The sequence below is a fragment of the Streptomyces sp. NPDC058371 genome (assembly GCF_042723265.1).
Taxonomy (GTDB): domain Bacteria; phylum Actinomycetota; class Actinomycetes; order Streptomycetales; family Streptomycetaceae; genus Streptomyces.
In genome coordinates this window covers 151967-176893 of sequence record NZ_JBHXJC010000002.1, presented here as the reverse complement: position 1 = coordinate 176893, position 24927 = coordinate 151967, and the positions used below count along the sequence as shown (strand labels likewise).

The window sequence follows — 24927 nt, the reverse complement described above, 5'->3', positions numbered from 1 at the left end:
TTAACTTTATCGCCCAGTCAGCCTTGCCGGGCGAGCCGAGGGGAGCCAAGCGCCGGCCGGATACCCGCCGTCCTTGATCCGACGGCCGCTCAGCGGCGTCGGCCGTCACTCCGTACCTCTCCCCGCGTCTCGTCTCAGGAGGCCCCATGTCCGGTAGCCCGCCACCCACGGGTGGCTTCGTCCGTCGCGTCGGTCTGTTCCAGGCCACCGCCATCAACATGAGCCAGATGTGCGGCATCGGACCGTTCGTCACGATCCCGCTCATGGTCGCGGCGTTCGGTGGCCCCCAGGCGGTCATCGGGTTCCTCGCGGGCGCCGTGCTGGCGCTCGCCGACGGACTCATATGGGCCGAGATGGGCGCGTCGATGCCTGGTTCCGGCGGCAGTTACGTCTATCTGCGCCAGGCGTTCCAGTACCGGACCGGACGTCTGATGCCGTTCCTGTTCGTGTGGACGGCCATGCTGTTCATCCCGCTGATCATGTCCACCGGAGTGGTCGGCTTCGTCCAGTACCTGGGCTATCTGGCGCCGGGCATGGGGGAGACCACCGGGGACCTCGTCGGGCTCGGCATCGTCGCACTGGTGGTGCTGCTGCTGTGGCGGGGCATCGAGCACATCGCGCGGATCACCGCCGTGATGTGGGCCGTCATGATCACCTCGGTCCTGCTGGTGATCCTGGCCGCGGCCACCGACTTCAGCCCGGACCTGGCCTTCACCTACCCCGCGCACGCCTTCGAGCTGACCAGCAACCACTTCTGGATCGGCTTCGCCGCGGGCCTGACCATCGGCATCTACGACTACCTCGGCTACAACACCACCGCCTACATGGGTGCCGAGATCAAGGATCCGGGCCGCACGCTGCCGCGCTCCATCGTCTTCTCGATCCTCGGCATCATGGCGATCTACCTGCTGCTCCAGATCGGCACCCTGGGGGTCATCGACTGGCACCGGATGACCGACCCCGGCGACATCGCCTCGACGTCCGTGGCCTCCGCCGTCCTGGAGAAGACCTGGGGCAAGGGCGCGGCCGACACGGTGACGGTACTCATCCTCATCACGGCCTTCGCCTCCGTCTTCACCGGACTGCTCGGCGGCTCGCGCGTCCCGTACGACGCCGCCCGCGAACGCGTCTTCTTCCGCCCCTACGCCAAGCTGCACCCCCGGCACCGCTTCCCGATGCTGGGCCTGGCGACGATGGGTGTGATCACCGCGATCGGCTTCCTCATCGGCCGTCACACCGACCTCGCCACGCTGATCCAGCTGCTCACCACGGTGATGGTCATCGTCCAGGCACTGGCCCAGATCCTCGCCCTCACGGTCCTGCGCAAACGCCAGCCCGCCCTGCGCCGCCCGTACCGGATGTGGCTCTACCCCGTGCCGAGCATCGTCGCCCTCGTGGGCTGGCTGACGATCTACGGGTACGCGGACAAGAACTCCCCGGGCCGTCATCCCATCGAATGGTCCCTGGCCTGGGTGGCGCTCGGCTGCGTGGCCTTCGTCCTGTGGGCGCGCTTCGAAAAGGTGTGGCCCTTCGGCCCGCGGGAGATCACCGAGGAGTACCTCGCGCCTGCGACGCCGGACGCGGAACCGGCTGGGGCCTGAGGAGGCGGGGCGGGCCGGGGGCTTCGGGGCCCAGCAGGGTCGCGGGCTTTGGGGGTCCAGCAGGGTCGCGGGCTTTGGGGGTCCAGCCAGGGTGACTCCCAAGGCCGCCATGGGCCGACGAGGAGATCCCGGCCGGTCTGGAGAACACGGCCCTGCCCGGCGGATCATGGGCGGGGTGTGGCAGGCCACACCCCAAGTGGATGGCAGACCGCAGTGACCGGGCGAGCCCCGGCGCGACATGGTCAACGGCATGAAAACAACGGCGGGACCCACCAGCACGCACGGACCATCCCGATCCGCGGATATCCCTGGTCGCGCATTAGCCGTGCTCGTCGCTCTTGTCGTGGCCCTCGTACCGGCTTTCGTCTTCGCCCCCGGTCCTTTGGCGGCGAGCATGTCCGGCGGCGGCTTCGGTGATCAGCGAGCCGTCATCGACAGCCTCTCCAAGTCGTTCGTCGACTACTGGAGTTCCGGCGACCGGACCCTTTCCCCCGGCTTGGCAAGGCTTGTTGACTACTGGCGCGACTATCACGTGGTCAAGGCCGTGATCGCTGCGACCCTGCTGGCCGTGCTGACAACGCTCGGCGTTCTGCTCTGGAAGGCTTTTCTGCGGGCCGCCGGGCTCGGGACGGGAGGCAGGGCCGCTCTCGCGTCGGCCGGGATTGTCGTCACGGCGCTCGCGCTGCTCTCGTTGGCGGCGGTCGCGGCCAACGTCCAAGGGGCGATAGCGCCTTTCTCCTCGCTGCTGTCGATGCTACCGATGCACGCGTCCCACGGAGAACTCGCCGATACGCTCGATCAGGTCAGGCAGCGCCTGGCCGACTACCCGGATTCCGGTGACCGAACTCCGCCTGCCATCGAGGTGATGGTCAGTGACTTCTCCCGATACCACGCGGTGATAGCCGTGGCCGCCACGACGGTGGCGGCCGTCCTTGTCGGCATGAGTGTCGTGTCGTGGAAGAGGTTCGCGAGAACAGGTGCGTCCGGCAGACGAACGAGGCGCGTGTTCAGGTCGTTCGGTCTTCTCTGGGCCGTGTTGTCGTCGGCCGTCATCGTGGTCGCCGTGGCGAACCTGGTCACCACGGTCGACTCGGCGCCGGCGCTTCTGGGCTTCTTCGAAGGCGGCTGGTGATGGGCCGCCGTCAGGCGTTGAGGTAGGCGAGGACGGCGAGCACGCGGCGGTGCCGGGTGTCGTCGGGCGGCAGGCCGAGCTTCGCGAAGACGTTGCCGATGTGCTTCTCCACCGCGCTGTTGGAGAGCACCAGTTGCCGGGCGATGGCCGTGTTGGAATGGCCCTCTGCCATCAGTGACAGCAGTTGTCGTTCACGCGCGGTCAGTGCGCCCAGCGGGTCGTCCCGGCGCCGTCCGGCCAGCAACTGGGCGACGACTTGAGGGTCGAGCATCGTCGCGCCACGGGCGACGCGGTCCAGGGCGTCCAGGAACTCCTCGACCTTGGCGACCCGGTCCTTCAGCAGATACCCGACAGCGCCGGAACCGTCCGCGAGCAGGTCGGCGGCGTAGGACACCTCCACGTACTGGCTGAGTACCAGCATGGGGGCGCCGGGCAGTTGGCCGCGGGCGGTGATCGCCGCCCGCAGACCCTCGTCGGTGTGGGTCGGCGGCATCCGCACATCGACGACCGACACGTCCGGGCGGTGTGCGAGCACCGACTCGACCAGGGCAGGGCCGTCACCGACCGCCGCCACCACGTCGTGGCCGTCCTCGGTGAGCAGTCGGACCAGGCCCTCCCGCAGCAGCACCGAGTCATCGGCGACGACGATCCGCAGCGGATCCCGGACGGTGCGGTCCGACGGTGGTTCAGGGACTGCTTCGTCCGAGATCAGCGACAGTGGGACCCGGGCGGTGCGGTCCGACGGTGGTTCAGGGACTGCTTCGTCCGAGATCAGCGACATGGCAACTCCGCGGTGATCGTTGTCGGGCCGTCCTCGGGACTGTCGACGCGCAGTCGGCCGCCGACCGCATGCACCCGGTCGGCCAACCCCTGCAGTCCGTGTCCCTTGGCCAGGGCCGCGCCGCCCACCCCGTCGTCCGCCACCCAGACTCGCAGGATGCCCTCGGCGTGACGCGTTCCGACCGTGCACCGGCGGGCGTGGCTGTGTTTGGCCACGTTCGTCAGCGCCTCGGCGACCACAAAATACGCGGCGGTCTCGACGGCGGCGTCCAGTTGACGGCCCAGCGGACCGGCGTCGAGCTCGGCGGGTACGACGCTGCGCGCGGCCAGCGAGGACAGCGCCTCCCGCAGTCCTCGGTCGGCGAGGATCGGCGGGGCGATGCCTCGTGAAAGCGCCCGGAGTTCGTCCAGCGCCTCCTGGGTCTGGAGGACCGCGTCGGCGAGTGCGGCCCGGACGAGTTCCGGCCTGCTGTCGAAGTGATGCTGCGCGCGTCCCAGTTCCATCGCCAGACGCACCAACTGCTGTTGGGGCCCGTCGTGGATGTCGCGTTCGAGCCGACGCAGGGCAGCCGCCTCAGCCGTCACCACTGCCACGGCCTGCGCGCGGGCGGTGTCGCGCTCCTGCTCCAGTCCACGGATCCTGCGGTGCAACGCGGACAGGTCGGACAACAACGCCTGCCCGAGACCAGCCTGGGCCGCGACGCATACCCGGGTCACCAGCGGCAGGGTGGACAGCAGCAGCGCGGCGAGGGTGACCGCGAAGGCGAGCCGTTCGGCCGGCAACGTCAGCCCCAGACTCAGGGCGATGTGGGACCGGCCGCTGCCCGCGTACAGGGTCATGGGCGGCAGCGACCCGGATGTGCCCCGGCTGCGCAGGGGGTACGTGGCGGTCGCGACTCCCACGAACCACCACAGCACCGTCACCACCGTGGTGACCAGCACGACGGGGAGCACCGTCACCGTGTGCGCCAGGTCGAGCCACAGCCCAGGACCGGCCGCGTCGGCCGTCTCCGTCGACCTCGGCTGCCGGCCCGTGTTCCGTGCCCCGCCCGCCCGGGAACGCACCTGGCCGATCCGCCACCACTCCAGGTCGCCGGGCCACCGCGCCAGCGCCAGCGCCCGGGCGGCGACGGGCGACACGATCGGCGACAACGAACCGACCGCCCCGACGCACAGGCCGCCGGCCATCAGCAGCAGACCGGCAGCGGCGCTCAACGGCGCGGTAAGGAGATACAGCGATTCCACGAGCGTACGACGCCCGATGCGAACGGCGGCCCCGGCACTCGGCCGCCACCGGCCCGCGACAACGGAAGGCAACGGCTCGACCATTCCCTCAGCATAATGTCGCTCCGACCCAGGACTTCCCGGCGCCCGCCGTGCTCTCTTGTCCACCGTGGAAAGCCCGACGCCCGACGCCCGCCTCTCCGGTTCCCCGCCGGACGATCCGGTACGGCCTTCTGAAGCGTGCAGAGGACGCTGCACCGATCAGGCGACAACGCGTCGCGAGTAGCGGTACAACCGGTCAAGCGGCCCAGAGGCGGACCACGCCGTCGGTGAGCTCCAAGAACTGCCGGGCGCCTGGGTGATAGTGCGCGGGGGAGAAGTCGGGAACGGTGCCCAGAAGCTTTCCCGCAGTCGGGTCCCATATCGACAAGTCGGTGTCACCACAACTGAACAGGCGGGTGCCATCGCTGAAGAAACGCCCGGTCGGGCCTTCGAACGCAAGGAGTTCTACGGCCCTCGGCCTCCGCGGCGGTTCACTTCGGCCGGTTCGACTCGTATCGAAGATCCGTGCCCCGGGGCGCGTGTCAATGTCGTCGTGGCCGAGGCCCTCGACGGCGACCCGGGTCGAGTCGATCCAGGTCACGGCACGATTCCAGTCGTACCACCGGTCGCAGAGATCGACCCGGCTCGGACCGTCCTCGGACTCCCAGACGTTGCCCTCGATCCATTGGCCGAGATCCCACACCGCAGGGATCCCGGCCGGCTGCCATATCCAGCCGTCGTCCAGGATCCGCTTCCCGTCAGGGCTCACATACAGTGCGCCGTGGAAGTAGTCCAGGTCGTGCTCCAGCACGGCTTCCGGGTCCGTACGTGTGGGGAGCGAGCGGTCGGTCAGCAACGCTCCCGTCTGCGCGTCCGACACATCCAGCCGGTTCCAGGCCGTGCGGTGGATCACGACACAACGCCCACCATTTCGCGTGAACTCCAGTGAGAACGGGACTGTCTCTTCTTCATCACCCTGGTTGTCCAGAGCCAGAGTGATCTCGCCGGTCCGGAGGTCGACCACCTCGCCGAACAGGCCGTGGTCGTTGACCACCGCGGCGAACATGCCGTCGTGGGAGGCATGAAGGTGCCTGCGGAGCTCGTAACCATTCCATGGTTCGCGATCGGATTCCGCCGGAACGGTGGTGGCTCCGACCGTCTCGTGACTGCCGGCTGCCACGTCCCACCGGCTGATCGTGCCGTCCTCGCTCAGCGCCAGCCACGCAGGCTGATCGCGATCACGCACCGGCGCCAGATCGACAACAGCACCCAAGCTCGGTGGCGTCGAGATCTCGCCGTCGTCGTCGTTGTCACCGATCATCGCTGCCCCCGCTCCCCACAACCGGACCGACAGCATATCGAGGCGTGACTCATGTCCGGCCAAGTGCGGTGCTCAGTACTGCCGTTGGGGCGCCGCGGGTCGATGCGTCGGTCATGTCGCGAGGACGTGCCGACGCCAAGGGTGGCCTCCACGGCCGCGCAGGTGCGCCGAGGTGGCCGACGAGCCGCTGATCACCGGGGAACCGGGCCCCCTGCGGACGCAGGAGCGGTGCCCGGGGCGAAGGCCGGGCTCGGGTTGCGGGCGAGGCGGACGGCCGTGCGGATCTCCGCCGCCGGATCGCCCTCGTGATAGAGCCGTTCGGAGGGCTCGATGCCGTCCAGGAACTCCAGATAGCGGACGGCGTACGCGAGCGGGGCGAGGCACTCGGCGAGTTCGAGGGCGCGGGCCGGATCGCTTGCCGGGCGGTGGGACGTCCAGGCGTCGACCCAGACGCGCACAGCCACCGGCCGTACCTCCTCGGCGAGGAAGTCGCAGAGTCGCAGGGCGTCCAGGACGGGCTGACCCCAGTGCGCGTCGGCGAAGTCGACGACGACCGCTGGGCCGCCGTCGCTGCGCCAGTTGCCCGGATGGAAGTCGCCGTGCACCACGGTGTCCGGGAGGCCGCACTCCGCGAGTTCGGTCCAGCGGCTCGCCAACTCCCTTGCATCGGACACCTCTTCGGCGGTCAGCTCCTGAGCGACGGGGCTGTCGAGCAGAGCGCCGACCCGGGCGGCGAGCGCCGCCGCGCGGCCGTCCGGCAGGCCCGGCGGGCGCCGGGACGCGAGCGTCGCCTGCGCGGCGACGAAACGGCCCACCATCGCCTGGACGGTCTCGGCGGAGGCGCCCCAGCAGTCCTCGCCGGGGATGTGCTCCATCAGCATGCGGCGGTCGCCGGAACCGAGAACTGCCGGGACCAGTCCTCTGTCCACCTCCGCGAACGCCCCGATGACCGTGGCCTCGTCGGCGGCGAAGTGCGGGGTGGTCTTGAGCCAGGCCGGGCCCCGTGCGGTGGGCAGCCGGAAGAGCCCCGCCAGATTCCATGTCCGGCGCTGCTCGACGGGACCGGTCACCGGACGTCCGGCCGAGGCCAGCGTCCCCGACGCCCAGTCGAGGAGTTCCCGCAGCCCGTCGGCGCGCGCCCACGGTGACCGGAACTCCTGGTGCGTGGTCAACACGCCCTGATCGACCGGGAGATGGTCCAGCCTCCTGGGATCGGGGTGCCCCAACGCCTCGACGTGGTAGGTCACATGGCCGTCCCGGGCCCCTTCGCCGCCGTCCACGGACAGCAGTCGTAGCACCAGCACCGGAACGCCGAGCGCGTCCTCCAGCCGGCCGACGACGGGCTCCACCTCGGACCACCACGGAACGTCCACCGGAAAGGGGCCGACGACTCCGAGGAAGTCCCCACCCGACGTCACCCACGCGCTCACAGTTCGACTCACGGCGTCAGTGTGCGCGGCGGGGGCCCGCCCTGCGAGCGAATATTCCGGTGGCTCCGGCGTGACCCGGGCAAGTGGGTTGTTGTACCGGACGCACTGGCGCTGCCTCCAGCTAGGCGATGGCTCGCCACCGCCGATCGTGGCCGGATTCGGCTTCGGCTCGGGCGCGGGCTCGGGCGCGTGCTTGGGCACGGGCTTCGCCTTCGGCTCTTGGGCTTCGCCTTCGCCTCGGCTGCGCCTTCCCCTTGCAACGGTGCGATCGGCACAAGGCACAAGGAGGGCCCCCGATTGATATGCAAGGAATTGCCTGCATAACGTTGAGTGTGCGAACAGAGGACAACCCCGGGATGGACCAGGTGTTCAAGGCGCTGGCCGATCGGACGCGCAGGCGGCTGCTCGACCGGCTGCACGAGCACAACGGGCAGACGCTGGGCGAGCTGTGCGAGCACTTCGCCATGACGCGTCAGTCGGTGACCCAGCATCTGGGTGTCCTGGAGGCCGCGAACCTGGTCGCCGTGGTGCGCCGGGGGCGGGAGCGACTGCACTATCTGAATCCGGTCCCGCTCCACGAGATCCAGGAGCGGTGGATCGACAAATTCGAGCGCCCGCGTCTGCGTGCGCTGAGCGACCTCAAGCGACGAGCCGAGGGAACGATGACCGACAAACCGAGCTTCGTGTACGTCATCTACATCGAGAGCACGCCCGAGCGGGTCTGGGACGCCCTGACCGACGCCGACCTGTCGGCCGCCTACTGGGGCCACCGCAACGTCTCCGACTGGCAGCCCGGTTCCCGCTGGGAGCACCGGCGCACGGACGGCTCGGACATCGCCGACGTCGTCGGCACCGTCGTGGAGAGCGAGCGGCCGACCCGGCTCGTGACGACGTGGGTCGCCCCCGAGGAGGAGGGCCAGGAGGACAAGTACTCGCGGGCCACCTTCGACATCCAGCCGCACGGCGACATCGTCCGGCTCACCGTGACCCACGAGGACCTGGCCGACGACATCATGCTGAGGGACGCGGCAGGCGGCTGGGCGGCGGTGCTGTCCAACCTGAAGTCCTTCCTCGAGACCGGACGTCCGCTGTCGAGGGAGCCGTGGTCGGTCCCGAACCGGTGAGGCCGGCGCCGTCGCCGACCGGCGTAGGGCGCACGCAGAAGACCGGCCCGCGCGGGGCGGGCCGGCCGGGCATGACGACGATTTCCCTGCTACGTCCTGGTGGGGCCTCTCATTGTCGTGACGGCGCACAGCATCCCCAGCACCACGGCCAGCGCGCCGATGATGATGCTGTTGACCACGACTCCGGTGTCCGGGCTCGTGCCCACGACCCAGGGCGAGATGATCATCCATGCGCCCATTGCGCACATGGCCCAGCTCAGGCCGTACATCCTCTCCGGTGTGATGGTGAATCCGAGAGCCAGCAGGCCTATCGCGATGCCCATGATCAGGTTGTGGACCACGAGCGGGGGCTGGCTTGTCGTGTAGTGGAGTATCCACGGGGATGCCGCGCAGTACAGACCGAGCAGGAACACCGGTCCGTCCACGAGCGCGACATCGCGACCACCGAGCATGCGGGCGTAGCGGTCCCGCATTTCGGGGACATCAGGGTGACTTGAGATGTCACCTCTGGTGTGCGAGACGTTGGCCATGATGCGTCTCCTTTGATCTCTGGCAGGCCTGACCGCGTCTGGTACGGAATGCGGTAAGAGCCGCTTAAGTACATTCTGCGCTTATTTCTTCTTTATGTGTAGCGCTGGAGAGAGGCAGGAGACGTGAGGGGCCGCGCAACCGCTCCCTGAGGGCGCTGAGGCCCGCACGTCGGTCCGGGGATCGACGTGCGGGTGGCCGGTTCGGCCGGGCCCTTGACCACCTCACCGAGCCGGCCGCCCGACAAGGTCCGACGCCGGCACGGGCCGGGCGGACCCGGGGAGGCAGGCCGGTACGGGCAGCGTCGCCGCGCTGCGGGCTGCGGCGACCCCGGCATTCCCGGAGGCGTCCGGGCACCGGGCCGCGGGAGACGACGGGGCAGAAGGCGCGGGTGACGACGTAGGGCCCGCCGCCCCGCCCGTAGGCATTCCGGCGTCCACGCATCCCGGCGACCAAGGCCCAGGGAAGAACGGAGCAGCGGACGTCCACGACGGCGCACGGCGTCCGCCCTCCAGGGTACCCGGCCACGAGGCCCTTTGACGCGAAGGACGGTTTCCATGCCCGAGACCCGAAGTGCACTGGATGTCCTGGTCGTCGGGGCGGGCCTCGCCGGCCTGGCATGCGCGCGGGATCTGATCGACTCCGGGCCCACCGTGCGCGTCCTCGAGACGTCCGACGCGGTCGGCGGCCGGATGCGCTCCGACCGGCTCGACGGGTTCACCGTCGACCGCGGTTTCCAGGTGTTCAACACGTCCTATCCCCAGGCCAGGCGACGCGTGTCGCTGCGCGACCTGCGGCTGCTGCCCTTCACCGCCGGCGTGCTGGTGCACACCGACCGCGGGAGGTTCCGCTTCAGCGATCCGACCCGCGCTCCCCGCCGCGCCTCCGACCTGCTGCCCGGCCGGCTCGCGGGTCCCCGTGACCTGCTGGCGCTGGGCATGCTCTCGGCCCGTGACCTGCTGGCCCCGGTGCGGATCCTGAAGCGGGGGGAGGACCGCACCACCCGCACCGCGCTCGCGTCGGCCGGTTTCTCCGAGGAGTTCGTCGAGCGCTTCTTCCGCCCGTTCCTCTCCGGTGTCCTCCTGGCGGACGAGCTGGAGACGTCCAGCCGTGTCTTCCATCTCGTCTGGCGCAGCATGCTGCGCGGCACCCTCTGTCTGCCCGCCGACGGCATCGGAGCGGTGCCCCGCCGGCTCGCGGCCGCCCTGCCCTCCGGGACGGTCTGCCTGGAGAGCCCGGTCGACCGTCTCACCGACGACGGGGTCGAACTGACCGCGGGCGGCGAAGTCCCCGCCCGGGCCGTGGTCGTGGCCACCGGGCCCGGCCCGGCGACCGCGCTGCTGCCCAAGCTGGACATGCCCGCGTACCGGATCGCCACGACCTACTACCACGTGGCCCCACGCCCGCCCCTCGGCGAACCCACACTGCTCACCGACTCCCGTCGCCGGTTCCTCAACACGTGCGTGCTCAGCGCAGTGGTCCGCGGCTACGCGCCCGCAGGATCGTCCTTGATCGCCACGTCGGCGCTCCGCGGCGACGACGAACACCGGGAAGCGGGCGTACGCGAGGCCCTGGCGGAGGTCTACGACGCGGAGACGGCCGGCTGGGAGCTGCTGACGACCCGCACGGTTCCCGACGCGCTGCCGGCCATGGCGCCACCGCAGCCGCTGAGCCGCCCGGCCCGGGTGGGCCCCGGCCGGTACGTGTGCGGGGACCATCGGGCCACCGGCTCCGTCCAGGGAGCGCTGGCGTCGGGCGCCCGGGCCGCCCGCGAACTGCTGCGTGACCTCGGCCGGTAGACCCGGCCGGGACTTGCTGCCGCCCCTCAGCCGCGGCCTCGGGCGTGCTTGAAGCGGGCCAGCCCGTCGGCGAGGTCCACGACGGGTTCGGGATAGTCGTAGGCCGCGCGCTCCAGGCCCGGGAGCTTCCACGGCTCGTGCACGGCGGCGCCGTCCAGCCCCGCCAGCTCGGGCACCCACCGCCGGACGTACGCCCCGTCCGGGTCGTACCGCTTGGCCTGGGTCACGGGGTTGAGGACCCGGTTGGGCCGGGTGTCCGTGCCGGTGCCCGCCATCCACTGCCAGTTGAGCTGGTTGTTCGCCAGGTCGCCGTCGACCAGCAGATCGAGGAAGTGTCGGGCGCCGATCCGCCAGTCCACGTACAGGGTCTTGGCGAGGAAGCTCGCCGTCAGCAGGCGGCCGCGGTTGTGCATCCAGCCCTCGTGGCGCAGCTGGCGCATCGCCGCGTCGACGATCGGAAAGCCGGTGCGTCCTGCCTTCCACGCCTCCACGTCCTGCCGCGCGGACGCCTCGGACCGCCAACGGTCGTGCTGGGTCCGGTAGTCGGCGCCGGCCGCGGCCGGCCGTGCGGCCAGCACCTGGTGATGGAAGTCCCGCCAGGCCAGCTGCCGTACGAAGGCCTCGGCGCCGGAGCCGCCCGCCCGGCGGGCCCGGTGGACGAGTTCCCCAGGGGAGAGCGTGCCGAAGTGCAGATGGGGCGAGAGGCGCGAGGTGGCGTCGCCGGCCAGGTCGTCGTGCCGGTCCTCGTAGGACACGATCCCGTCGCGCAGCCAGGCCGTGAGCCGCTTCCTCGCCTCGGTCTCGCCGCCCGCGGGCAGTCCCTCCGAGACTCCCGTCACGGCGCTGCGGGACGGCAGCTTCTCGGAGCCGACCCCGTCCGGCACCCTGACCGACCGGGGCGCGGCGAGTGCGTCGCGCAGATGCAGCCGCGACCAGTGCCGGAAGTACGGCGTGAAGACGGCGAAGTGGTCCGAGGAGGCGGGCGTGACGGCACCGGGCGGGACCGCGGTGATCACGGAGTCGTGGACATGGAGGCGGCATCCTTCCGCCTCCAGAGCGGCACGCAGCCTCTCCTCCCTGCGGTGGGCGTACGCGCTGACCCCGGCCGCCATGTGCACCTCGTCGGCCTGCGCCTCGGCGACCACCTTGCCCACCTGGTCGACGACATCGCCCGAGCGGACGACGAGACGGCCGCCGCGCTCGCGCAGCCGCGCGTCCAGATCGGCCAGGCAGTCGGCGAGGAACGCCAGCCGGTTGGGCGCGACGAACCCCGCGGCGTCGATGCCCGCGTCGCGCACGAAGAGGGGCACCACCTCGCCGGGGCCGTCGAGCGCGGCCCGCAGCGGCGGATGGTCGTGCAGACGCAGGTCCGAGGTGAACAGGACGACCGAGACGTTCATGGCGGGCTCCGGTGCGGACGGCGGGGGAGTGGGGCGGTGAAGGGGCCGGCGAATCATTTCGGCACGACGGCCCCTGCGGATGCAGGTCGTTGGGTGAGGGGTGAGGTCGCGGTCTCCGTGGATGTAGGTCGTGGTGGCGGGTGGGGTCGCGGGGCGGCGGATGTAGGTCGCGGCGTGGCGGGTGAGGGTCGCGGCCCCCGCGGATGTAGGTCGTGGTTGCGGGTGGGTTCGTGGGGTGGCGGGTGAATCCCCGGGCGGGCGGGGAAGCAATCCGACGAAGCGTGGGTGGGTCAGTGCGCGGACGTGGGCTCCTTCGCCACCGCTCCCCTGGTCGCCGCCTGCGCGATGTTGCGGGCCATACCGCCGAACACCACGGCGTGGAACGGCGAGACACTCCACCAGTACGCGTGCCCCAGCAACCCGTGCGGATGGAACAGCGCACGCTGCCGGTAACGGGTTCGCCCGTCGTCGCCCGCCTCCGCGTACATCTCCAGCCAGGCCAGCCCCGGCAGCCGCATCTCGGCGCGCAGCCGCAGCAGACGACCGGGCTCGATCTCCTCCACCCGCCAGAAGTCGAGCGAGTCGCCGACTCGCAGGCGGGCCGCGTCGCGGCGGCCCCGGCGCAGTCCGACACCGCCGACGAGGCGGTCCAGCCGGCCGCGGACGGCCCAGGCCAGTGGGAACGAGTACCAGCCGTTGTCCCCGCCGATGCCCTCGATGACCCGCCACAGCGCGGCCGGCGTGGCGTCGACGGTCAGTTCGCGGCGGTCGGTGTAGAGGCTGCCGCCCGCCCAGTCCGGGTCGGTGGGCAGCGGATCGCTGGGCGCGCCGGGCACCGAGGCCGACGACCACCGGGTCGAGACCTGGGCGTCCCGCACGCGTTGCAGGGCCAGTGACACCGCCTCGTCGAAGCCGACCGGCCGGCCCGGCGGGTCGGGGACGTACCGCGCGATGTCGTGCTCGTGGCACACGACCTCGTGCCGCAGTGACTCCGTGAGGGGACGCGCGATCGACCGTGGGACGGGCGTGACCAGACCGACCCAGTGGCTGGAGAGCCGCGGGGTGAGGACGGGCACGGGCACGATCAGCCGGTGCGGAAGGCCGGCGATCTCGGCGTACCGGCGCATCATGTCCCGGTACGTCAGCACCTCGGGTCCGCCGATGTCGAAGGCCCGGCTGACGTCGGCCGGCATCCGGGCGCTGCCGACGAGGGTGCGCAGCACGTCCCGTACCGCCATCGGCTGGATACGGGTGTGCACCCAGCTGGGTGTGACCATGACCGGCAGCCGTTCGGTGAGGTACCGCAGCATCTCGAAGGAGGCCGAACCGGAGCCGATGATCACCGCGGCGCGCAGGACCGTGGTGGGCACGCCCGAGTCGAGCAGGATGCGGCCGACCTCCGCACGGGACCTCAGGTGCGGTGAGAGCTGGTCCTCGGGGACGCCTGCCGGGGTGAGGCCGCCCAGATAGACGATGCGCCGGACGCCCGCCGCGCGGGCCTGCTCGCCGAAGATCCGGGCCGCCCTGCGGTCGGTCTCCTCGAAGTCCTTGCCCGTGCCCAGCGCGTGCACCAGGTAGTAGGCGACGTCCACCCCGCGCATCGCCTCGGCGACCGACGCGGCGTCGGTGACATCGCCGCGCACGATCTCCGTACGGCCCGCCCAGGGGTAGTCGCGCAGTTTGGCGGGGGAGCGGGCCAGACAGCGCACCCGATGCCCCGCGTCCAGCAGTTCCGGGACCAGCCGCCCGCCGATGTAGCCGGTGGCGCCGGTCACCAGACAGTGCGGGCCGGGGCCCGTCTCGTTGCCGCTCATGCGTTCCGTCTCACTCACCTCGTCGTCCCCGTTCCGTCGGCCCCCAGTGATCCCTTCCACCCGAAGCGGCCCGGCGGATGCGCCGGTGTACTCCTTCCGGGCGCGGGACCGCCCCGGGCGTTCATGACATGTCCCGGCAGATCGCGGGCAAATGATTACGAGGTCCTGAAGAGTCGTTGGTGGAGGTGGACGCCGGTATGAGTGCGAAGGTGTTGGAGCGGTTCCCTGCCGGAGCTCCGCGCGGATCGTGGCCGGCGGAGGAATACGCGGCGCGCCGCAGGGCCGAGGGTCAGCCCGCGACCGTGGTGATGGACCTCAAGTCGGACGCCTTCCTCGTGGTGATCCCGGCACGGGACGACGACTGAACCGCTTGGCCGGCTACGCGGACGTCACGCCAGCCGCATCGCGAAGCTGACGGTCCTCCCCGGACCCTCCGGTGTGATGGTGAGCCGGTCGGTGACGAGACGGGTGAGCCACAGGCCCCCGCCCGGCAGGGGAGCCTCCCCGCCGGGACTGGGACCGGCGCTCACCGCCCCGGTGCCGCCCGGTCCCCGGTCGCTGATCCGGCACTCCAGTTCACCCGCCCGGTGCAGCAGAAGCAGCGCTCCCTGACCCCCGCCGTGCTGGACGGTGTTGGTCGCCACCGCGTCCATGGCGGTGACGAAGTCCGTCCGCCGCGGCTCCGCGAGCCCGGCGAGGGACACGTGCCCTGCCACGAGCACCCGTAGCCGCGGCAGGTCCCCGCCGCCGAACGGGCTGCGCAGCAGTACGCCCTGAGCGGTGTACGGAGTACCGTCACCTGGCGTATGGGACATGGGGCGATCACCCGGACACTTCGATGTCGGCCGGCCGAGCGCCCAGTCGGCTGAGCAGCGCGCCGTGCCGCGCGGAGCAGCGAATCCGCACGGTGCCCGCCTCGCCCGCCAGCCGTACGAGATCCCGCGCGCACTGGACGCTGAGGAATTCGGCCCGTCGCAGGTCCACCGTGACGCGCCCCTCGTCGCGGGGGAGGCGGAGCGCCTCCTCGAGCGCCCGCGTGAACTGGGTGCGGGTGGTCAGGTCGGCCTCCCCGACCACATGGAGCGTGCCGCCCAGGTGGAGGCACCTCAACTGGCCGATCCGGGTGAGGAGATCGCGCGGATGCGCCTGCCGCATCGCCCGCAGCACCCGGCCGGGGAAACGGTCCCGGTCGTAGGCGCAGATCTCGCTGTAGAACCCGTCGGAGAACAGCGGTGCGGCCCGCCGCTCGCGGTCCATCATCGTGTCGAGGTCGGCGTCGAGGTCCGCCACCCACCCCATGTCGATGTAGGCCCGCAGCCCGGTGAAGCCCTCGGCGCGTGCCGCGCCGGTCTCCTCCACGAGCCGCTGCCACTGCCGGTCCGCGGTGAACTCCCGGTCGGGCCGGATCAGTTGCCGCATACTGCTCAGTCGCAGCCGGCCCGTCCGGTGCGCCGTGGCCAGCAGCAGCCCGGGCGCGTCCTCGAAGGCGGACCACAGCTGGCCCTCGGTCAGCCGCGGAGGGCCGAAGACGATGACCTTCTCGCCGCGGGCCAGGCCGGCCCAGACGAACGCGGACATCACGTCCCGGCCGTGGCCGTCGCCCTCGTAACTGAAGAACGCGTGGTCGCCCGGCCGCAGCTGCTGTACGGGCAGGGTGCCGGGGTGGTGCGCGTACGCCTCGTTCTCGTCCTCGTTCATGAGCAGACCTGTTCACCTCCCCGCTGCTACCGCTGAGCTACTCAGGGTAGTGACACGAGGGCTCCGGCAGGTGCGCTTTGCCCGGTTCGGGTCCGGGTGCACTCTGCACGGTGCAGAAGGGCTCCCCGCCGTCCCGTCGTGCCCGTGATTCAGTCCTGGCGGGTCAGCCTGCCGCCCAGCTCGGCGGCCCGGCGCACGAAAGCCCCGTGCAGGTCATCGGCGGCGCGCGGGACGGACTCCGCCCGGCGGCGCCGGAGCATCAGCAGGACCCGCGTCGTGTCGTCGGAGAGCGGGCGGTAGGTGATCGCGCCCCGGCGCTCCAGGGGATCGCCGATGACACTGAAGTCGGGCAGGACCGTGGAGCCCAGGCCCTCGGCGACCATGAGCTTGCCCATCTCGGCACCGTCGGTGGAGTACGAGAAGGCGGGCGCGTCCCCGTCCAGGAGCCGCCGGACGTAGCGGTGCATGACATATCCGGAGCGCATCGCGATCAGCGGTTCGTCGAGGAGGTCGGAGACCGGGACGACGGCCTTGGCCGCGAGCGGACTGTCCGGGTGGACGCACAACACCGGGCGGCCGCACAGCAGTTCGGTGCTCTCGAAGTCGGCCGGCATGTCGTCGCCGTCGAGATGGTTCACCAGGCCGAGGTCGAGACCGCCCTCCGACAGGGCCCGGTGGATCTCCGACTGCTGGGCGCCGACGATCTCCACCTGGGTCAGCGGATGCGTCGTACGGAAGGCCTGGACGGTGGGAATGAGCAGCGGGACCGTCGCGGCGTTCACCGTGCCGACGCGGACCATACGGCTGATGCGGTGCTGCTCGCCCGCCGCGCCCCGCAGCCGGTCCACGGCGTCGAGCACATTGACGATGTGCGGCAGCAGCTCACGGCCCTCGGCGCTCATCCGCGCGCCGGAGCGTTTGCGCTCCAGGAGGTCGACCCCCAGCTCGCGTTCCAGATTCCGCACCGTCTCGCTCAACGCGGGCTGGGAGAGGTGCAGTTCCTCGGCGGCCCGGCGCAGGGAACCGAGTCGGGTCACCGCCGCGATGTATTCCAGCTGCTCTGTTCGCACCGCAGCAGAATGCGGTCCCCGGACCACCGGGTTCAAGGGTTTCCCTGTCACGCCTTCGTGAATTTCGCCGGTCCGGGATACGAGACCGGCCGGCTATTCCTTGACTGCCCGGACGGGCGGCTGCGACGATCGACGACATGAAGATGCGACTGGACCTCACGCGGCGACGCCACGTCGACCTCGCGCGTGTCTCCAGCTCCGTCTGTTGTCGCGCAGCCTGACGACCCCCGACGGTAGGGTCCCCTTCGCACCGGCAGCTCGCCCGCTCGTACCGGCGATTTGACCGGCGAATTCTCCCCGCACAGCGCATCCGCACGGCTTTCTGCGCAACGCTGTCCATTCGGGTGACCCGCCGCTCCTGCTCCACCGTCCGCATTTCCGCGGGAAATGCCGGACCTCATTTCGTCATGCCCGCGTACAGCACACCGGGAGCTCTCCGTGTCCGCAACAGAACCCGTCCGCTTCGCCTACTGGGTCCCCAACGTCAGCGGCGGCCTGGTCACCAGCAAGATCGAGCAGCGCACCGACTGGGGATACGACTACAACCGCGAACTCGCCGTACTCGCCGAGAACAACGGCTTCGACTACGCGCTCAGCCAGGTCCGCTACATGGCCAGCTACGGTGCCGAGTTCCAGCACGAGTCGACCAGCTTCAGCCTCGCCCTGCTGCTCGCGACCGAACGTCTCAAGGTCATCGCGGCCGTCCACCCGGGCCTGTGGCACCCGGGAGTCCTCGCCAAACTCGGCGCCACCGCCGACCACCTGTCCAACGGCCGCTTCGCGGTCAACGTGGTCAGCGGCTGGTTCAAGGGCGAGTTCACCGCCCTCGGCGAACCGTGGCTGGAGCACGACGAGCGCTACCGCCGCTCCGAGGAGTTCATCCGGGCCCTGCGCCAGATCTGGACCGAGGACCACACCGAACTCGCCGGTGACTTCTACCGGTTGCGGGACTTCTCCCTCAAGCCCAAGCCGCTCAACACCCCGGAGCGCCCGCACCCCGAGATCTTCCAGGGCGGCAACTCCAGCGCCGCCCGCGCCATGGCGGGTCGCGTCTCCGACTGGTACTTCTCCAACGGCAAGGACTTCGACGGCGTCACCGAGCAGATCGCGGACGTAAGGAAGGCGGCGGCCGAAGTGGGCCGCAGGGCACCGAAGTTCGGCCTGAACGGTTTCCTGATCGCCCGGGACACCGAGGCCGAGGCCCGCGAGACCCTGCGCGAGATCGTCGCCCAGGCCGACTCCGAGGCCGTCGAGGGCTTCGGAGCCGCGGTGAAGCAGGCCGGCCAGTCCACCGCCGACGGCAAGGGCATGTGGCAGGACTCCAGCTTCGAGGACCTCGTCCAGTACAACGACGGGTTCCGTACGGGGCTGATCGGCACCCCGGAACAGATCGCCGAGCGGATCGTCGCCTACAAGCGCCTGGGCGTCGACCTCCTTCTCCTCGGCTTCCTGCACTACCACGAGGAGGTCGAGTACTTCGGCCGCCGGGTGCTGCCCCTCGTGCGCGAGCTGGAGGCTCAACTGCCGGACAGCGAGGGCGAGTCCGTCCCCGCACACGCCTGACACCACCGAACCCGAGCCTGCGAAAGAGGGCCCCATGGCCACCGTACTGTCCGTCTCCGGCAGCCCCTCCGTCTCCTCCCGCACCGCCAAGCTGCTGCGTCACCTCGACGCACGGCTGGCCGCACAGGGGCACGAGGTGATCCCGCTGGACGTCCGTACGATCCCCGCCGAGGCGCTGCTCGGCGCCGACTTCCGGCATCCCGCGATCGTCGAGGCGACCGAGCTCTTCGCCCGCGCCGACGGCGTCGTCATCGGCACCCCGGTGTACAAGGCCGCCTACTCGGGCGTGCTCAAGGCCCTGCTCGATCTGCTCCCGCAGTACGCCCTCACCGGCAAGACCGTGCTGCCGCTGGTCACCGGAGGCAGCACGGCGCACGTCCTCGCTCTCGACTACGCGCTCCGCCCGGTGCTGAACTCCATGGGTCCCGCGCACATAGTCCAGGGCTGGTTCACCCTCGACAAGGACATCACCGTGGGAGAGGACGGCACCATCACGGTGGCACCGGGCACGGCCGAGGCGCTGACCCAGGTCGTCGACCAGTTCTCGGCGGCCCTGGGCCGGACGCCGCTGCTGGCCGCCGCGGGCTGACCGGTGTCCGCTCGCGCAGTCAGGGACCCGGCGGCGGCCGGCGCGGAGTCCGTCAAGGTGATCGCCGACGACGCCGAGGCGCGGGCCGTCGCCGCCGCACTCGCGGACGAGTTCCGCGTCGGGGCGAGCGCCCGCGACGCCGAACGCCTGCTTCCGTACGCCGAGTTGGCGCGGCTCTCGGCCTCGGGTCTGCTGGCCGTCACGGTACCCGCCGAGCACGGCGGGGCGGACGTGAGCCAGGAGACCCTCGCGGAGATCTTCCGGCTACTGGCCTCGGCCGACGCCAGCCTCGCCCAGATCCCGCAGAACCACTTCGTCTACATCAACGTGCTCCGCCGGCAGGGAACACCCGAGCAGCAGAAGTTCTTCTTCGGCGAGGTGCTGGCCGGGCGGCGCTTCGGCAACGCCCAGTCGGAGGCGGGCACCAAGCACGTCCAGGACATCCGCACCCGCCTGGAACCGGCGTCCGACGGTTCGTACACCCTCACCGGCATCAAGCACTACTCCACCGGCGCGCTCTTCGCCGACTGGATCCCCGTCCTGGCCCGCGCCGAGGACGACGACCTGCATGTCGCGTACGTCCCGCGGGACGCCCCGGGCGTCACGGTGGTCGATGACTGGGACGGCATGGGGCAGCGCACGACGGCCAGCGGCACCGTCCGGCTGGACGCGGTGTCCGTCCCCGCCGATCGGGTCGTCCCGCACCATCTCACCTTCCGGGGCCCGCAACTCCACGGTGCGGTGGCCCAGTTGCTGCACGCCGCCATCGACGCCGGCATCGCGGCGGGCGCGCTCGCCGCGGCCGCCGAGTTCGTCCGCACCAAGAGCCGCCCCTGGTTCGAGAGCGGTGTGGACAGCGCCACCGAGGACCCGCTGCTGATCCAGCGCTTCGGCGAGCTCGCCATCCAGGTCAGGGCGGCCGAGGCGCTGCTCGGAGCCGGGGCCCGTGCGGTCGACGCGGCGCGGGCCGCCCTGACGGAGGACTCGGCGGCCGAGGCGTCGATCGCCGTGGCCGCCGCGAAGGTGCACACCGCGGCCACCGCAGTGGAGGTGGCGGGCGCGCTCTTCGAGGTGTCCGGCACCCGTTCGGCCCTCAACTCGCTGAACCTGAACCGGCATTGGCGCGACGCGCGCACGCACACCCTGCACGACCCGGCCCGCTGGAAGATTCAGCACATCGGCCGTTACGTGCTGAACGGCACGAAGCCACCCCGGCACGGACTGCTCTGATCGGAGATCCCTGGTGTCCCTCACCTTCCACTGGTTCCTGCCCACCAACGGCGACAGCCGCCATGTCGTCGGCGGCGGTCACGGCACGCCGGCCACCGTCTCCGGGCGGGACCGGCCGCCGACGGTCGCGTATCTGAGCCAGATCGCCCGGGCCGCCGAGGACCTGGGCTTCGTCGGTGCGCTCACCCCCACCGGTGCCTGGTGCGAGGACGCCTGGCTGACCACGGCCATGGTCAGCCAGAACACCGAGCGGCTGAAGTTCCTGGTCGCCTTCCGGCCGGGCTTCGTGTCGCCGACGCTCGCCGCGCAGATGGCGTCCACCTTCCAGCGGCAGACCGGCGGACGACTGCTGCTCAATGTCGTCACCGGCGGCGAGAGCCACGAGCAGCGCGCCTACGGCGACTTCCTCGACAAGGACGCCCGCTACCGTCGTACCGGCGAATTCCTGGGGATCGTCCGCGACTTGTGGGAGGGCAAGACCGTCGACGTGGCCGGCGAGCACCTCCAGGTTGAGGACGCCAAGCTGGCCCGGGTGCCCGACCCTGTTCCCGAGGTGTACTTCGGCGGCTCCTCGCCCATCGCCGGTGAGATCGCCGCCCGCCATGTGGACGTCTATCTGACCTGGGGCGAGCCGCCGGCCCAGGTCGCGGAGAAGATCGCCTGGGTCCGCGCCCTGGCCGCGAAAGAGGGCCGGACGGTGCGGTTCGGCATCCGGCTGCACGTCATCACCCGCGACACGTCCGAGCAGGCCTGGGCCGAGGCGGACAAGCTGCTCGACGGCTTCGACCCGCAGACGGTGAAGTCCGTCCAGGCGGGGCTCGCCCGCAGCGAGTCCGAGGGCCAGCGCCGGATGCTCGCGCTGCACGGCGGAAGCAGGGACGGTCTGGAGATCCACCCCAACCTGTGGGCCGGCATCGGCCTGGTCCGCGGTGGCGCGGGCACCGCCCTCGTCGGCAGCCACGACGAGGTCGCCGACCGCATCGCCGAGTACCACCGCCTCGGCATCGACGAGTTCGTGCTCTCCGGCTACCCGCACCTGGAGGAGGCGTACTGGTTCGGCGAGGGCGTCCTGCCGAGGCTGGCGGCACAGGGTCTGTGGCAGCACCCGTTCGCCCAGCCGACAGCCCCCGCGACGCAGGTGCCGTTCGCCAGCCAGTAGTCCCGTCCGCCGGACGCTCCCTAGCCCTCCTTCGCCTTCGCGTACTCCTGGGCCATGCCTCCTGCGAAGTCGTACACCACGACCTGTTCGTCGCCCACCACCCAGGCGTCGTGGCCGGGCGAGGCGACGAAGACGTCGCCCGGTCCCACTTCGCTCTCGGCACCGTCGTCCATGCGGATGCCCATGCGCCCTTGGACGACATAGCCGTTGTGGTGGATCCGGCAGCTGTCGGTCCCCGCGATCGGTGCCACGGATTCGGACCATCGCCAACCCGGTTCGAAGGTTCCCACGGCGAAGTCCAGTCCGGTCAGATGGACGGCTTCGAGGTGGCCCCGGGGGAAATCACGGCGCTCGTCCGGCTTGTCAAGCGTCTTCATCTCAAGCATGACGGCTCTCCCTTCCGGCCGTGCTCAGCACGGCCCGGGCCGGCCTCCGTCTCGCGGCCGCACGGGCCGGACGCGCCGCACACGCGGCACCGGCGGGGCCGAGCCCCACGACTCCATCGTCCGCCTGTCCAGCCGGTACGGCCATTCGAGTGACCGGCCGGACAGGTCCTAGTCCACCGCCGCGAGCGAACCGAGGTGTGCCTGCCGCACCTCGGCCGTCTGCCCCTGCACCAGCAGGAACATCCCCTCGCGCGCCAGCCGCTGCGCCCGGCTGCCGAGATCCATGGCCCGTCCGCCCCCGGCCACCACGGCCGCCGTGGTGGCCGCGCGCATGAGGTCGTACGCCTGGGTCTTGCACGCCAGCCGCTCCTCGATGCGCTCGTGCGGCACCGGATGATCGGCGAGGGCGTACGCCCGCGACCGCACCAGGTCAAGGCGGGTGCGCAGCGCGTGTGCGGTCTCCGCGGCCACGGAGTCGCCGTCCAGGAGACCGAGCGCCGCCTCGGCGACTCCGAAGACGGCGGGCGAGGCATTGGTGTTCCTGGGGCGATCGCCGGCCGCCCAGGTCTCGTACGGAGTCCGCAGCGCCACCGCCTCGTCCGGGAGCCACAGTCCGGCCAGCTCCAGCGAGACCGTCCGCGAGGCGGTGAGCGCGGCGAGCCGCATCGGCGGGGAGGGGCGCAGCCCGGGCTGTTCCCGCGCCTCGGTGAACGCGAACAGCGCCTCGTCCGAGTCGGTGACGCCGGCCAGCAGCATCACGTCGTTGAGACCCCAGCCGGTGTACCAGGGCACCGTCCCGTCGAAGCGCCAGCCGCCGCGCTCACGCGTCACCCGGACCGGCACACGCGGATACGCGCGCAGCTGCGCATACGCGACCCCGGACAGCAGCTCACCGCTCGACAATGGGCCCAACAGCCGTTCCCGCAGCGGGAGTTCGACCTTCGTCAAGGTCTGCACCGGAGTGTGATGCTGGGTCTGCACGAACCACGTGGAGCAGCATGCGCCGGCCAGGATCTCGGCGGTCTCCCGCGCCACCGCGGCCGGCGCGGCGGACCCCCCGTACTCCACCGGAGCACTCACCCCGAGCAGCCCCGACCGCTTGACGGCGTCGATGCTGCTCACGGGGACTCCCTCCTGGTCGACCCGCTCCGCGCGGGGCGCCAGGACCTCGGCCGCGAGCCGGCGCGCACGGGCGACGAGAGGATGGGGTGCGGTGGTCATCGAAAGAAATCTCCTGGTGTCGTCGTGTCCGGTGTCGATCCGGCGGTCTCCCGTTCGTGTAGGGAGTGAGAAGCGGTACGAGACCGAGGAGGACACATCATGAAGCACTACCTGTTGAGCGTGATGCAGCCGGTGGGCGAGCGGCCGGCGCCGGAGGCGCTGGAAGAGATCATGCACAACCTGGACGTCCTCCACGCGGAGCTGCGTGAGGCCGGGGCCTGGGTGTTCGCCGGGGGACTGTACGGCCCGGAGACCGCCACGGTGCTCCAGGCCAAGCAGGGCGACGTCCTGGTCACCGACGGTCCGTACACCGAGAGCAAGGAGTATCTGGGCGGGATCTGCCTCATCAAGGCCCCCGATCTGGACGCGGCGCTCGAATGGGGCCGCAAGGCGACGGTGGCGACCACGCTCCCCATCGAGGTGCGGCCCTTCATGGGCGAAGCCGACGACTGATGCCCACCCCCACCGCGGAGATCGAGGCCGTGTTCCGCACGGAATACGGCCGCGCGGTCGCCGTCCTCGTCCGGTTCCTCGGCGACATCGACCTCGCCGAGGAAGCGGTCCAGGACGCGTTCGCCACGGCGGTGCGGAAGTGGCCGGAGACGGGTCTGCCCCCGAGTCCGGCCGGCTGGATCATCACCACCGCCCGCAACCGGGCCGTCGACCGGCTGCGCCGCGAGTCCTCGCGCGAAGCCCGGCACACCGAGGCCGCCCAGCTGTACGCGCCGGACGAACCCGTCGAGGAGGGCCCCGTGCGCGACGACCGGCTCCGTCTGATCTTCACCTGTTGCCATCCCGCGCTGGCACCCCAGGCGCAGGTGGCGCTGACCCTGCGCCTGCTGGGCGGTCTGACCACCCCACAGATCGCCCGCGCCTTCCTCGTCCCCGAGGCCACGATGGCCCAGCGCCTCGTCCGGGCCAAGGCCAAGATCCGGGACGCCCGCATCCCCTATCGCATCCCGCGCGACGCCGACCTCCCGGACCGCGTCAAGGGAGTCCTGGCCGTCGTCTACCTCATCTTCAACGAGGGCTACGGCGGCCGGGCCGACCTCTGCCAGGAGGCCATCCGTCTCGGACGCCTCCTGGCCGGCCTCATGCCGGACGAGCCCGAGGCGCTGGGGCTGCTCGCGCTGATGCTGCTCGTCGAGTCCCGGCGCCCCGCCCGTGAGAGCGCCGACGGCGAGCTGGTCCTGCTCTCCGACCAGGACCGTTCCCGCTGGAACCGCGACCTGATCACCGAAGGCCAGTCGCTCGTGCGGCGCTGTCTGCGCCTGGGCCGTCCGGGTCCATACCAGATCCAGGCAGCGGTCAACGCCGTCCACAGCGATGCCCCGACCGCCCCCGCGACGGACTGGGCGCAGATCCTTCAGCTCTACGACCAGCTCATGGCCCTCGCCCCGAGCCCGGTCGTCGCCCTCAACCGCGCCGTCGCCGTCGCCGAGGCGCAGGGACCGGAGGCCGCCCTGGCCCTTGTCGACCGGCTCGACCTCGACGGCTACCACGCCTTCCATGCCGTCCGCGCGGACCTGCTGCGCAGACTGGGGCGCGGAACGGAGGCCGTCCGGGCGTACGAGGCGGCCATCGCGCTCACCGAGAGCGCGGCGGAGCGCGGGTATCTCGAACGCAGCCGGGCGGCACTTGTACGGCACTGAGGCCGGGGTCAAACGGAGCCCGTACGGCACTGAGGGCCGCGGCCGGGCGGCACCCGTACGGCATCAAGCCCGGGCCGGACCGGCTCATGCTCAATGGCCCCCGCACGGACCGCAGAACGTCGCGCACCGACCGCTCCACCTCCTGGCCGCCCTCGCCCGGGCAT

General features: G+C 71.1%; 24 protein-coding genes. 12 read left to right on the top strand and 12 right to left on the bottom strand.

The genetic code is table 11. The features are described from left to right. Nucleotides 1–146 precede the first annotated feature (146 nt). Nucleotides 147–1601 (top strand): APC family permease, encoded by a 1455-nt coding sequence (locus ACFWM2_RS08365; RefSeq protein WP_383274679.1) that lies wholly within the window; start codon nucleotides 147–149, stop codon nucleotides 1599–1601. A 325-nt stretch (nucleotides 1602–1926) separates the two neighbouring features. Then, the gene (locus ACFWM2_RS08360) at nucleotides 1927–2733 is read left to right on the top strand and encodes a hypothetical protein (protein WP_383274676.1); all 807 of its coding nucleotides are present in this window, start codon (nucleotides 1927–1929) and stop codon (nucleotides 2731–2733) included. Nucleotides 2734–2743: 10 nt separating this feature from the next. Here the strand turns inward: ACFWM2_RS08360 and ACFWM2_RS08355 are convergent, their stop codons facing one another. From ACFWM2_RS08355 to ACFWM2_RS08340, 4 genes are all read right to left on the bottom strand, one after another. After that, entirely contained in the window at nucleotides 2744–3388 is a 645-nt protein-coding gene (locus ACFWM2_RS08355) for a LuxR C-terminal-related transcriptional regulator (RefSeq protein ID WP_383276452.1), read from the bottom strand. A 116-nt stretch (nucleotides 3389–3504) separates the two neighbouring features. Continuing rightward, nucleotides 3505–4842 (bottom strand): sensor histidine kinase, encoded by a 1338-nt coding sequence (locus ACFWM2_RS08350; RefSeq protein ID WP_383274673.1) that lies wholly within the window; start codon nucleotides 4840–4842, stop codon nucleotides 3505–3507. A 193-nt stretch (nucleotides 4843–5035) separates the two neighbouring features. After that, nucleotides 5036–6100 carry a hypothetical protein gene (locus tag ACFWM2_RS08345; protein WP_383274670.1) on the bottom strand — a complete coding sequence of 355 codons (1065 nt, stop codon included), beginning with the start codon at nucleotides 6098–6100 and terminating at the stop codon, nucleotides 5036–5038. Between the two features lie 191 nt (nucleotides 6101–6291). Beyond that, nucleotides 6292–7542, bottom strand: coding sequence for an aminoglycoside phosphotransferase family protein (locus ACFWM2_RS08340; RefSeq protein ID WP_383274667.1), 1251 nt, complete (start codon nucleotides 7540–7542; stop codon nucleotides 6292–6294). A gap of 344 nt (nucleotides 7543–7886) precedes the next feature. Here ACFWM2_RS08340 and ACFWM2_RS08335 point away from each other — a divergent pair, with 344 nt between their 5' ends. Then, nucleotides 7887–8654: an ArsR/SmtB family transcription factor gene (locus tag ACFWM2_RS08335; RefSeq protein ID WP_383276449.1), complete on the top strand. Its 768-nt coding sequence runs from the start codon at nucleotides 7887–7889 to the stop codon at nucleotides 8652–8654. An 89-nt stretch (nucleotides 8655–8743) separates the two neighbouring features. Here the strand turns inward: ACFWM2_RS08335 and ACFWM2_RS08330 are convergent, their stop codons facing one another. After that, on the bottom strand, nucleotides 8744–9184 hold the full coding sequence (locus tag ACFWM2_RS08330) for an SPW repeat protein (protein ID WP_383274664.1): 441 nt from the start codon (nucleotides 9182–9184) through the stop codon (nucleotides 8744–8746). A gap of 555 nt (nucleotides 9185–9739) precedes the next feature. On the opposite strand from ACFWM2_RS08330, the gene ACFWM2_RS08325 reads away from it, so the two are divergent. Further along, nucleotides 9740–10981, top strand: coding sequence for an NAD(P)/FAD-dependent oxidoreductase (locus tag ACFWM2_RS08325; protein ID WP_383274661.1), 1242 nt, complete (start codon nucleotides 9740–9742; stop codon nucleotides 10979–10981). Between the two features lie 26 nt (nucleotides 10982–11007). Here the strand turns inward: ACFWM2_RS08325 and ACFWM2_RS08320 are convergent, their stop codons facing one another. Next, the gene (locus ACFWM2_RS08320; protein WP_383274658.1) at nucleotides 11008–12381 is read right to left on the bottom strand and encodes a cryptochrome/photolyase family protein; all 1374 of its coding nucleotides are present in this window, start codon (nucleotides 12379–12381) and stop codon (nucleotides 11008–11010) included. Nucleotides 12382–12671: 290 nt separating this feature from the next. After that, nucleotides 12672–14195 carry an SDR family oxidoreductase gene (locus tag ACFWM2_RS08315; protein ID WP_383276447.1) on the bottom strand — a complete coding sequence of 508 codons (1524 nt, stop codon included), beginning with the start codon at nucleotides 14193–14195 and terminating at the stop codon, nucleotides 12672–12674. Nucleotides 14196–14392: 197 nt separating this feature from the next. Between ACFWM2_RS08315 and ACFWM2_RS08310 the strand changes: the two genes are divergently transcribed. Next, a complete protein-coding gene (locus tag ACFWM2_RS08310; RefSeq protein WP_383274655.1) occupies nucleotides 14393–14560 on the top strand; it encodes a hypothetical protein in 168 nt (55 codons plus the stop codon). Nucleotides 14561–14584: 24 nt separating this feature from the next. Here the strand turns inward: ACFWM2_RS08310 and ACFWM2_RS08305 are convergent, their stop codons facing one another. From ACFWM2_RS08305 to ACFWM2_RS08295, 3 genes are all read right to left on the bottom strand, one after another. Continuing rightward, nucleotides 14585–15010: an ATP-binding protein gene (locus ACFWM2_RS08305; RefSeq protein WP_383274652.1), complete on the bottom strand. Its 426-nt coding sequence runs from the start codon at nucleotides 15008–15010 to the stop codon at nucleotides 14585–14587. A 7-nt stretch (nucleotides 15011–15017) separates the two neighbouring features. Further along, entirely contained in the window at nucleotides 15018–15893 is an 876-nt protein-coding gene (locus tag ACFWM2_RS08300) for an MEDS domain-containing protein (RefSeq protein WP_383274649.1), read from the bottom strand. A gap of 149 nt (nucleotides 15894–16042) precedes the next feature. After that, a complete protein-coding gene (locus ACFWM2_RS08295; RefSeq protein WP_383274646.1) occupies nucleotides 16043–16963 on the bottom strand; it encodes a LysR family transcriptional regulator in 921 nt (306 codons plus the stop codon). Nucleotides 16964–17100: 137 nt separating this feature from the next. Between ACFWM2_RS08295 and ACFWM2_RS08290 the strand changes: the two genes are divergently transcribed. From ACFWM2_RS08290 to ACFWM2_RS08270, 5 genes are all read left to right on the top strand, one after another. Next, nucleotides 17101–17184: a putative leader peptide gene (locus tag ACFWM2_RS08290; protein ID WP_383276445.1), complete on the top strand. Its 84-nt coding sequence runs from the start codon at nucleotides 17101–17103 to the stop codon at nucleotides 17182–17184. 217 nt (nucleotides 17185–17401) lie between these two features. Then, nucleotides 17402–18526: a dimethylsulfone monooxygenase SfnG gene (gene sfnG / locus ACFWM2_RS08285; protein WP_383274643.1), complete on the top strand. Its 1125-nt coding sequence runs from the start codon at nucleotides 17402–17404 to the stop codon at nucleotides 18524–18526. A 34-nt stretch (nucleotides 18527–18560) separates the two neighbouring features. Beyond that, entirely contained in the window at nucleotides 18561–19115 is a 555-nt protein-coding gene (gene ssuE, locus ACFWM2_RS08280) for an NADPH-dependent FMN reductase (protein WP_383274640.1), read from the top strand. Nucleotides 19116–19172: 57 nt separating this feature from the next. Next, nucleotides 19173–20345, top strand: a complete 1173-nt coding sequence (locus ACFWM2_RS08275; RefSeq protein ID WP_383276442.1) for an SfnB family sulfur acquisition oxidoreductase — start codon at nucleotides 19173–19175, stop codon at nucleotides 20343–20345. A 13-nt stretch (nucleotides 20346–20358) separates the two neighbouring features. Then, on the top strand, nucleotides 20359–21504 hold the full coding sequence (locus ACFWM2_RS08270; protein ID WP_383274637.1) for an LLM class flavin-dependent oxidoreductase: 1146 nt from the start codon (nucleotides 20359–20361) through the stop codon (nucleotides 21502–21504). Between the two features lie 20 nt (nucleotides 21505–21524). On the opposite strand, the gene ACFWM2_RS08265 is transcribed toward ACFWM2_RS08270, so the two are convergent. Both ACFWM2_RS08265 and ACFWM2_RS08260 read right to left on the bottom strand, forming a co-directional pair. Continuing rightward, entirely contained in the window at nucleotides 21525–21890 is a 366-nt protein-coding gene (locus ACFWM2_RS08265) for a cupin domain-containing protein (protein WP_383274634.1), read from the bottom strand. Nucleotides 21891–22058: 168 nt separating this feature from the next. Further along, nucleotides 22059–23111 carry an acyl-CoA dehydrogenase family protein gene (locus ACFWM2_RS08260; protein ID WP_383274631.1) on the bottom strand — a complete coding sequence of 351 codons (1053 nt, stop codon included), beginning with the start codon at nucleotides 23109–23111 and terminating at the stop codon, nucleotides 22059–22061. Nucleotides 23112–23210: 99 nt separating this feature from the next. On the opposite strand from ACFWM2_RS08260, the gene ACFWM2_RS08255 reads away from it, so the two are divergent. Both ACFWM2_RS08255 and ACFWM2_RS08250 read left to right on the top strand, forming a co-directional pair. After that, nucleotides 23211–23564 carry a YciI family protein gene (locus ACFWM2_RS08255; RefSeq protein ID WP_383274628.1) on the top strand — a complete coding sequence of 118 codons (354 nt, stop codon included), beginning with the start codon at nucleotides 23211–23213 and terminating at the stop codon, nucleotides 23562–23564. Continuing rightward, the gene (locus tag ACFWM2_RS08250; protein ID WP_383274625.1) at nucleotides 23564–24763 is read left to right on the top strand and encodes an RNA polymerase sigma factor; all 1200 of its coding nucleotides are present in this window, start codon (nucleotides 23564–23566) and stop codon (nucleotides 24761–24763) included. The genes ACFWM2_RS08255 and ACFWM2_RS08250 overlap by 1 nt, the downstream gene beginning before the upstream one ends. Nucleotides 24764–24927 lie beyond the last annotated feature (164 nt).

What these genes read in the sequence shown, in the direction of transcription:
- ACFWM2_RS08365 (WP_383274679.1), top strand. Translation starts at nt 147, where the DNA reads ATGTCCGGTAGCCCGCCACCCACGGGTGGCTTCGTCCGTCGCGTCGGT.
- ACFWM2_RS08350 (WP_383274673.1), bottom strand. Translation starts at nt 4,842, where the DNA reads ATGGTCGAGCCGTTGCCTTCCGTTGTCGCGGGCCGGTGGCGGCCGAGT.
- ACFWM2_RS08345 (WP_383274670.1), bottom strand. Translation starts at nt 6,100, where the DNA reads ATGATCGGTGACAACGACGACGACGGCGAGATCTCGACGCCACCGAGC.
- ACFWM2_RS08335 (WP_383276449.1), top strand. Translation starts at nt 7,887, where the DNA reads ATGGACCAGGTGTTCAAGGCGCTGGCCGATCGGACGCGCAGGCGGCTG.
- ACFWM2_RS08330 (WP_383274664.1), bottom strand. Translation starts at nt 9,184, where the DNA reads ATGGCCAACGTCTCGCACACCAGAGGTGACATCTCAAGTCACCCTGAT.
- ACFWM2_RS08325 (WP_383274661.1), top strand. Translation starts at nt 9,740, where the DNA reads ATGCCCGAGACCCGAAGTGCACTGGATGTCCTGGTCGTCGGGGCGGGC.
- ACFWM2_RS08320 (WP_383274658.1), bottom strand. Translation starts at nt 12,381, where the DNA reads ATGAACGTCTCGGTCGTCCTGTTCACCTCGGACCTGCGTCTGCACGAC.
- ACFWM2_RS08315 (WP_383276447.1), bottom strand. Translation starts at nt 14,195, where the DNA reads ATGAGCGGCAACGAGACGGGCCCCGGCCCGCACTGTCTGGTGACCGGC.
- ACFWM2_RS08310 (WP_383274655.1), top strand. Translation starts at nt 14,393, where the DNA reads ATGAGTGCGAAGGTGTTGGAGCGGTTCCCTGCCGGAGCTCCGCGCGGA.
- ACFWM2_RS08305 (WP_383274652.1), bottom strand. Translation starts at nt 15,010, where the DNA reads ATGTCCCATACGCCAGGTGACGGTACTCCGTACACCGCTCAGGGCGTA.
- ACFWM2_RS08300 (WP_383274649.1), bottom strand. Translation starts at nt 15,893, where the DNA reads ATGAACGAGGACGAGAACGAGGCGTACGCGCACCACCCCGGCACCCTG.
- ACFWM2_RS08290 (WP_383276445.1), top strand. Translation starts at nt 17,101, where the DNA reads ATGAAGATGCGACTGGACCTCACGCGGCGACGCCACGTCGACCTCGCG.
- ssuE (WP_383274640.1), top strand. Translation starts at nt 18,561, where the DNA reads ATGGCCACCGTACTGTCCGTCTCCGGCAGCCCCTCCGTCTCCTCCCGC.
- ACFWM2_RS08265 (WP_383274634.1), bottom strand. Translation starts at nt 21,890, where the DNA reads ATGCTTGAGATGAAGACGCTTGACAAGCCGGACGAGCGCCGTGATTTC.
- ACFWM2_RS08260 (WP_383274631.1), bottom strand. Translation starts at nt 23,111, where the DNA reads ATGACCACCGCACCCCATCCTCTCGTCGCCCGTGCGCGCCGGCTCGCG.
- ACFWM2_RS08255 (WP_383274628.1), top strand. Translation starts at nt 23,211, where the DNA reads ATGAAGCACTACCTGTTGAGCGTGATGCAGCCGGTGGGCGAGCGGCCG.
- ACFWM2_RS08250 (WP_383274625.1), top strand. Translation starts at nt 23,564, where the DNA reads ATGCCCACCCCCACCGCGGAGATCGAGGCCGTGTTCCGCACGGAATAC.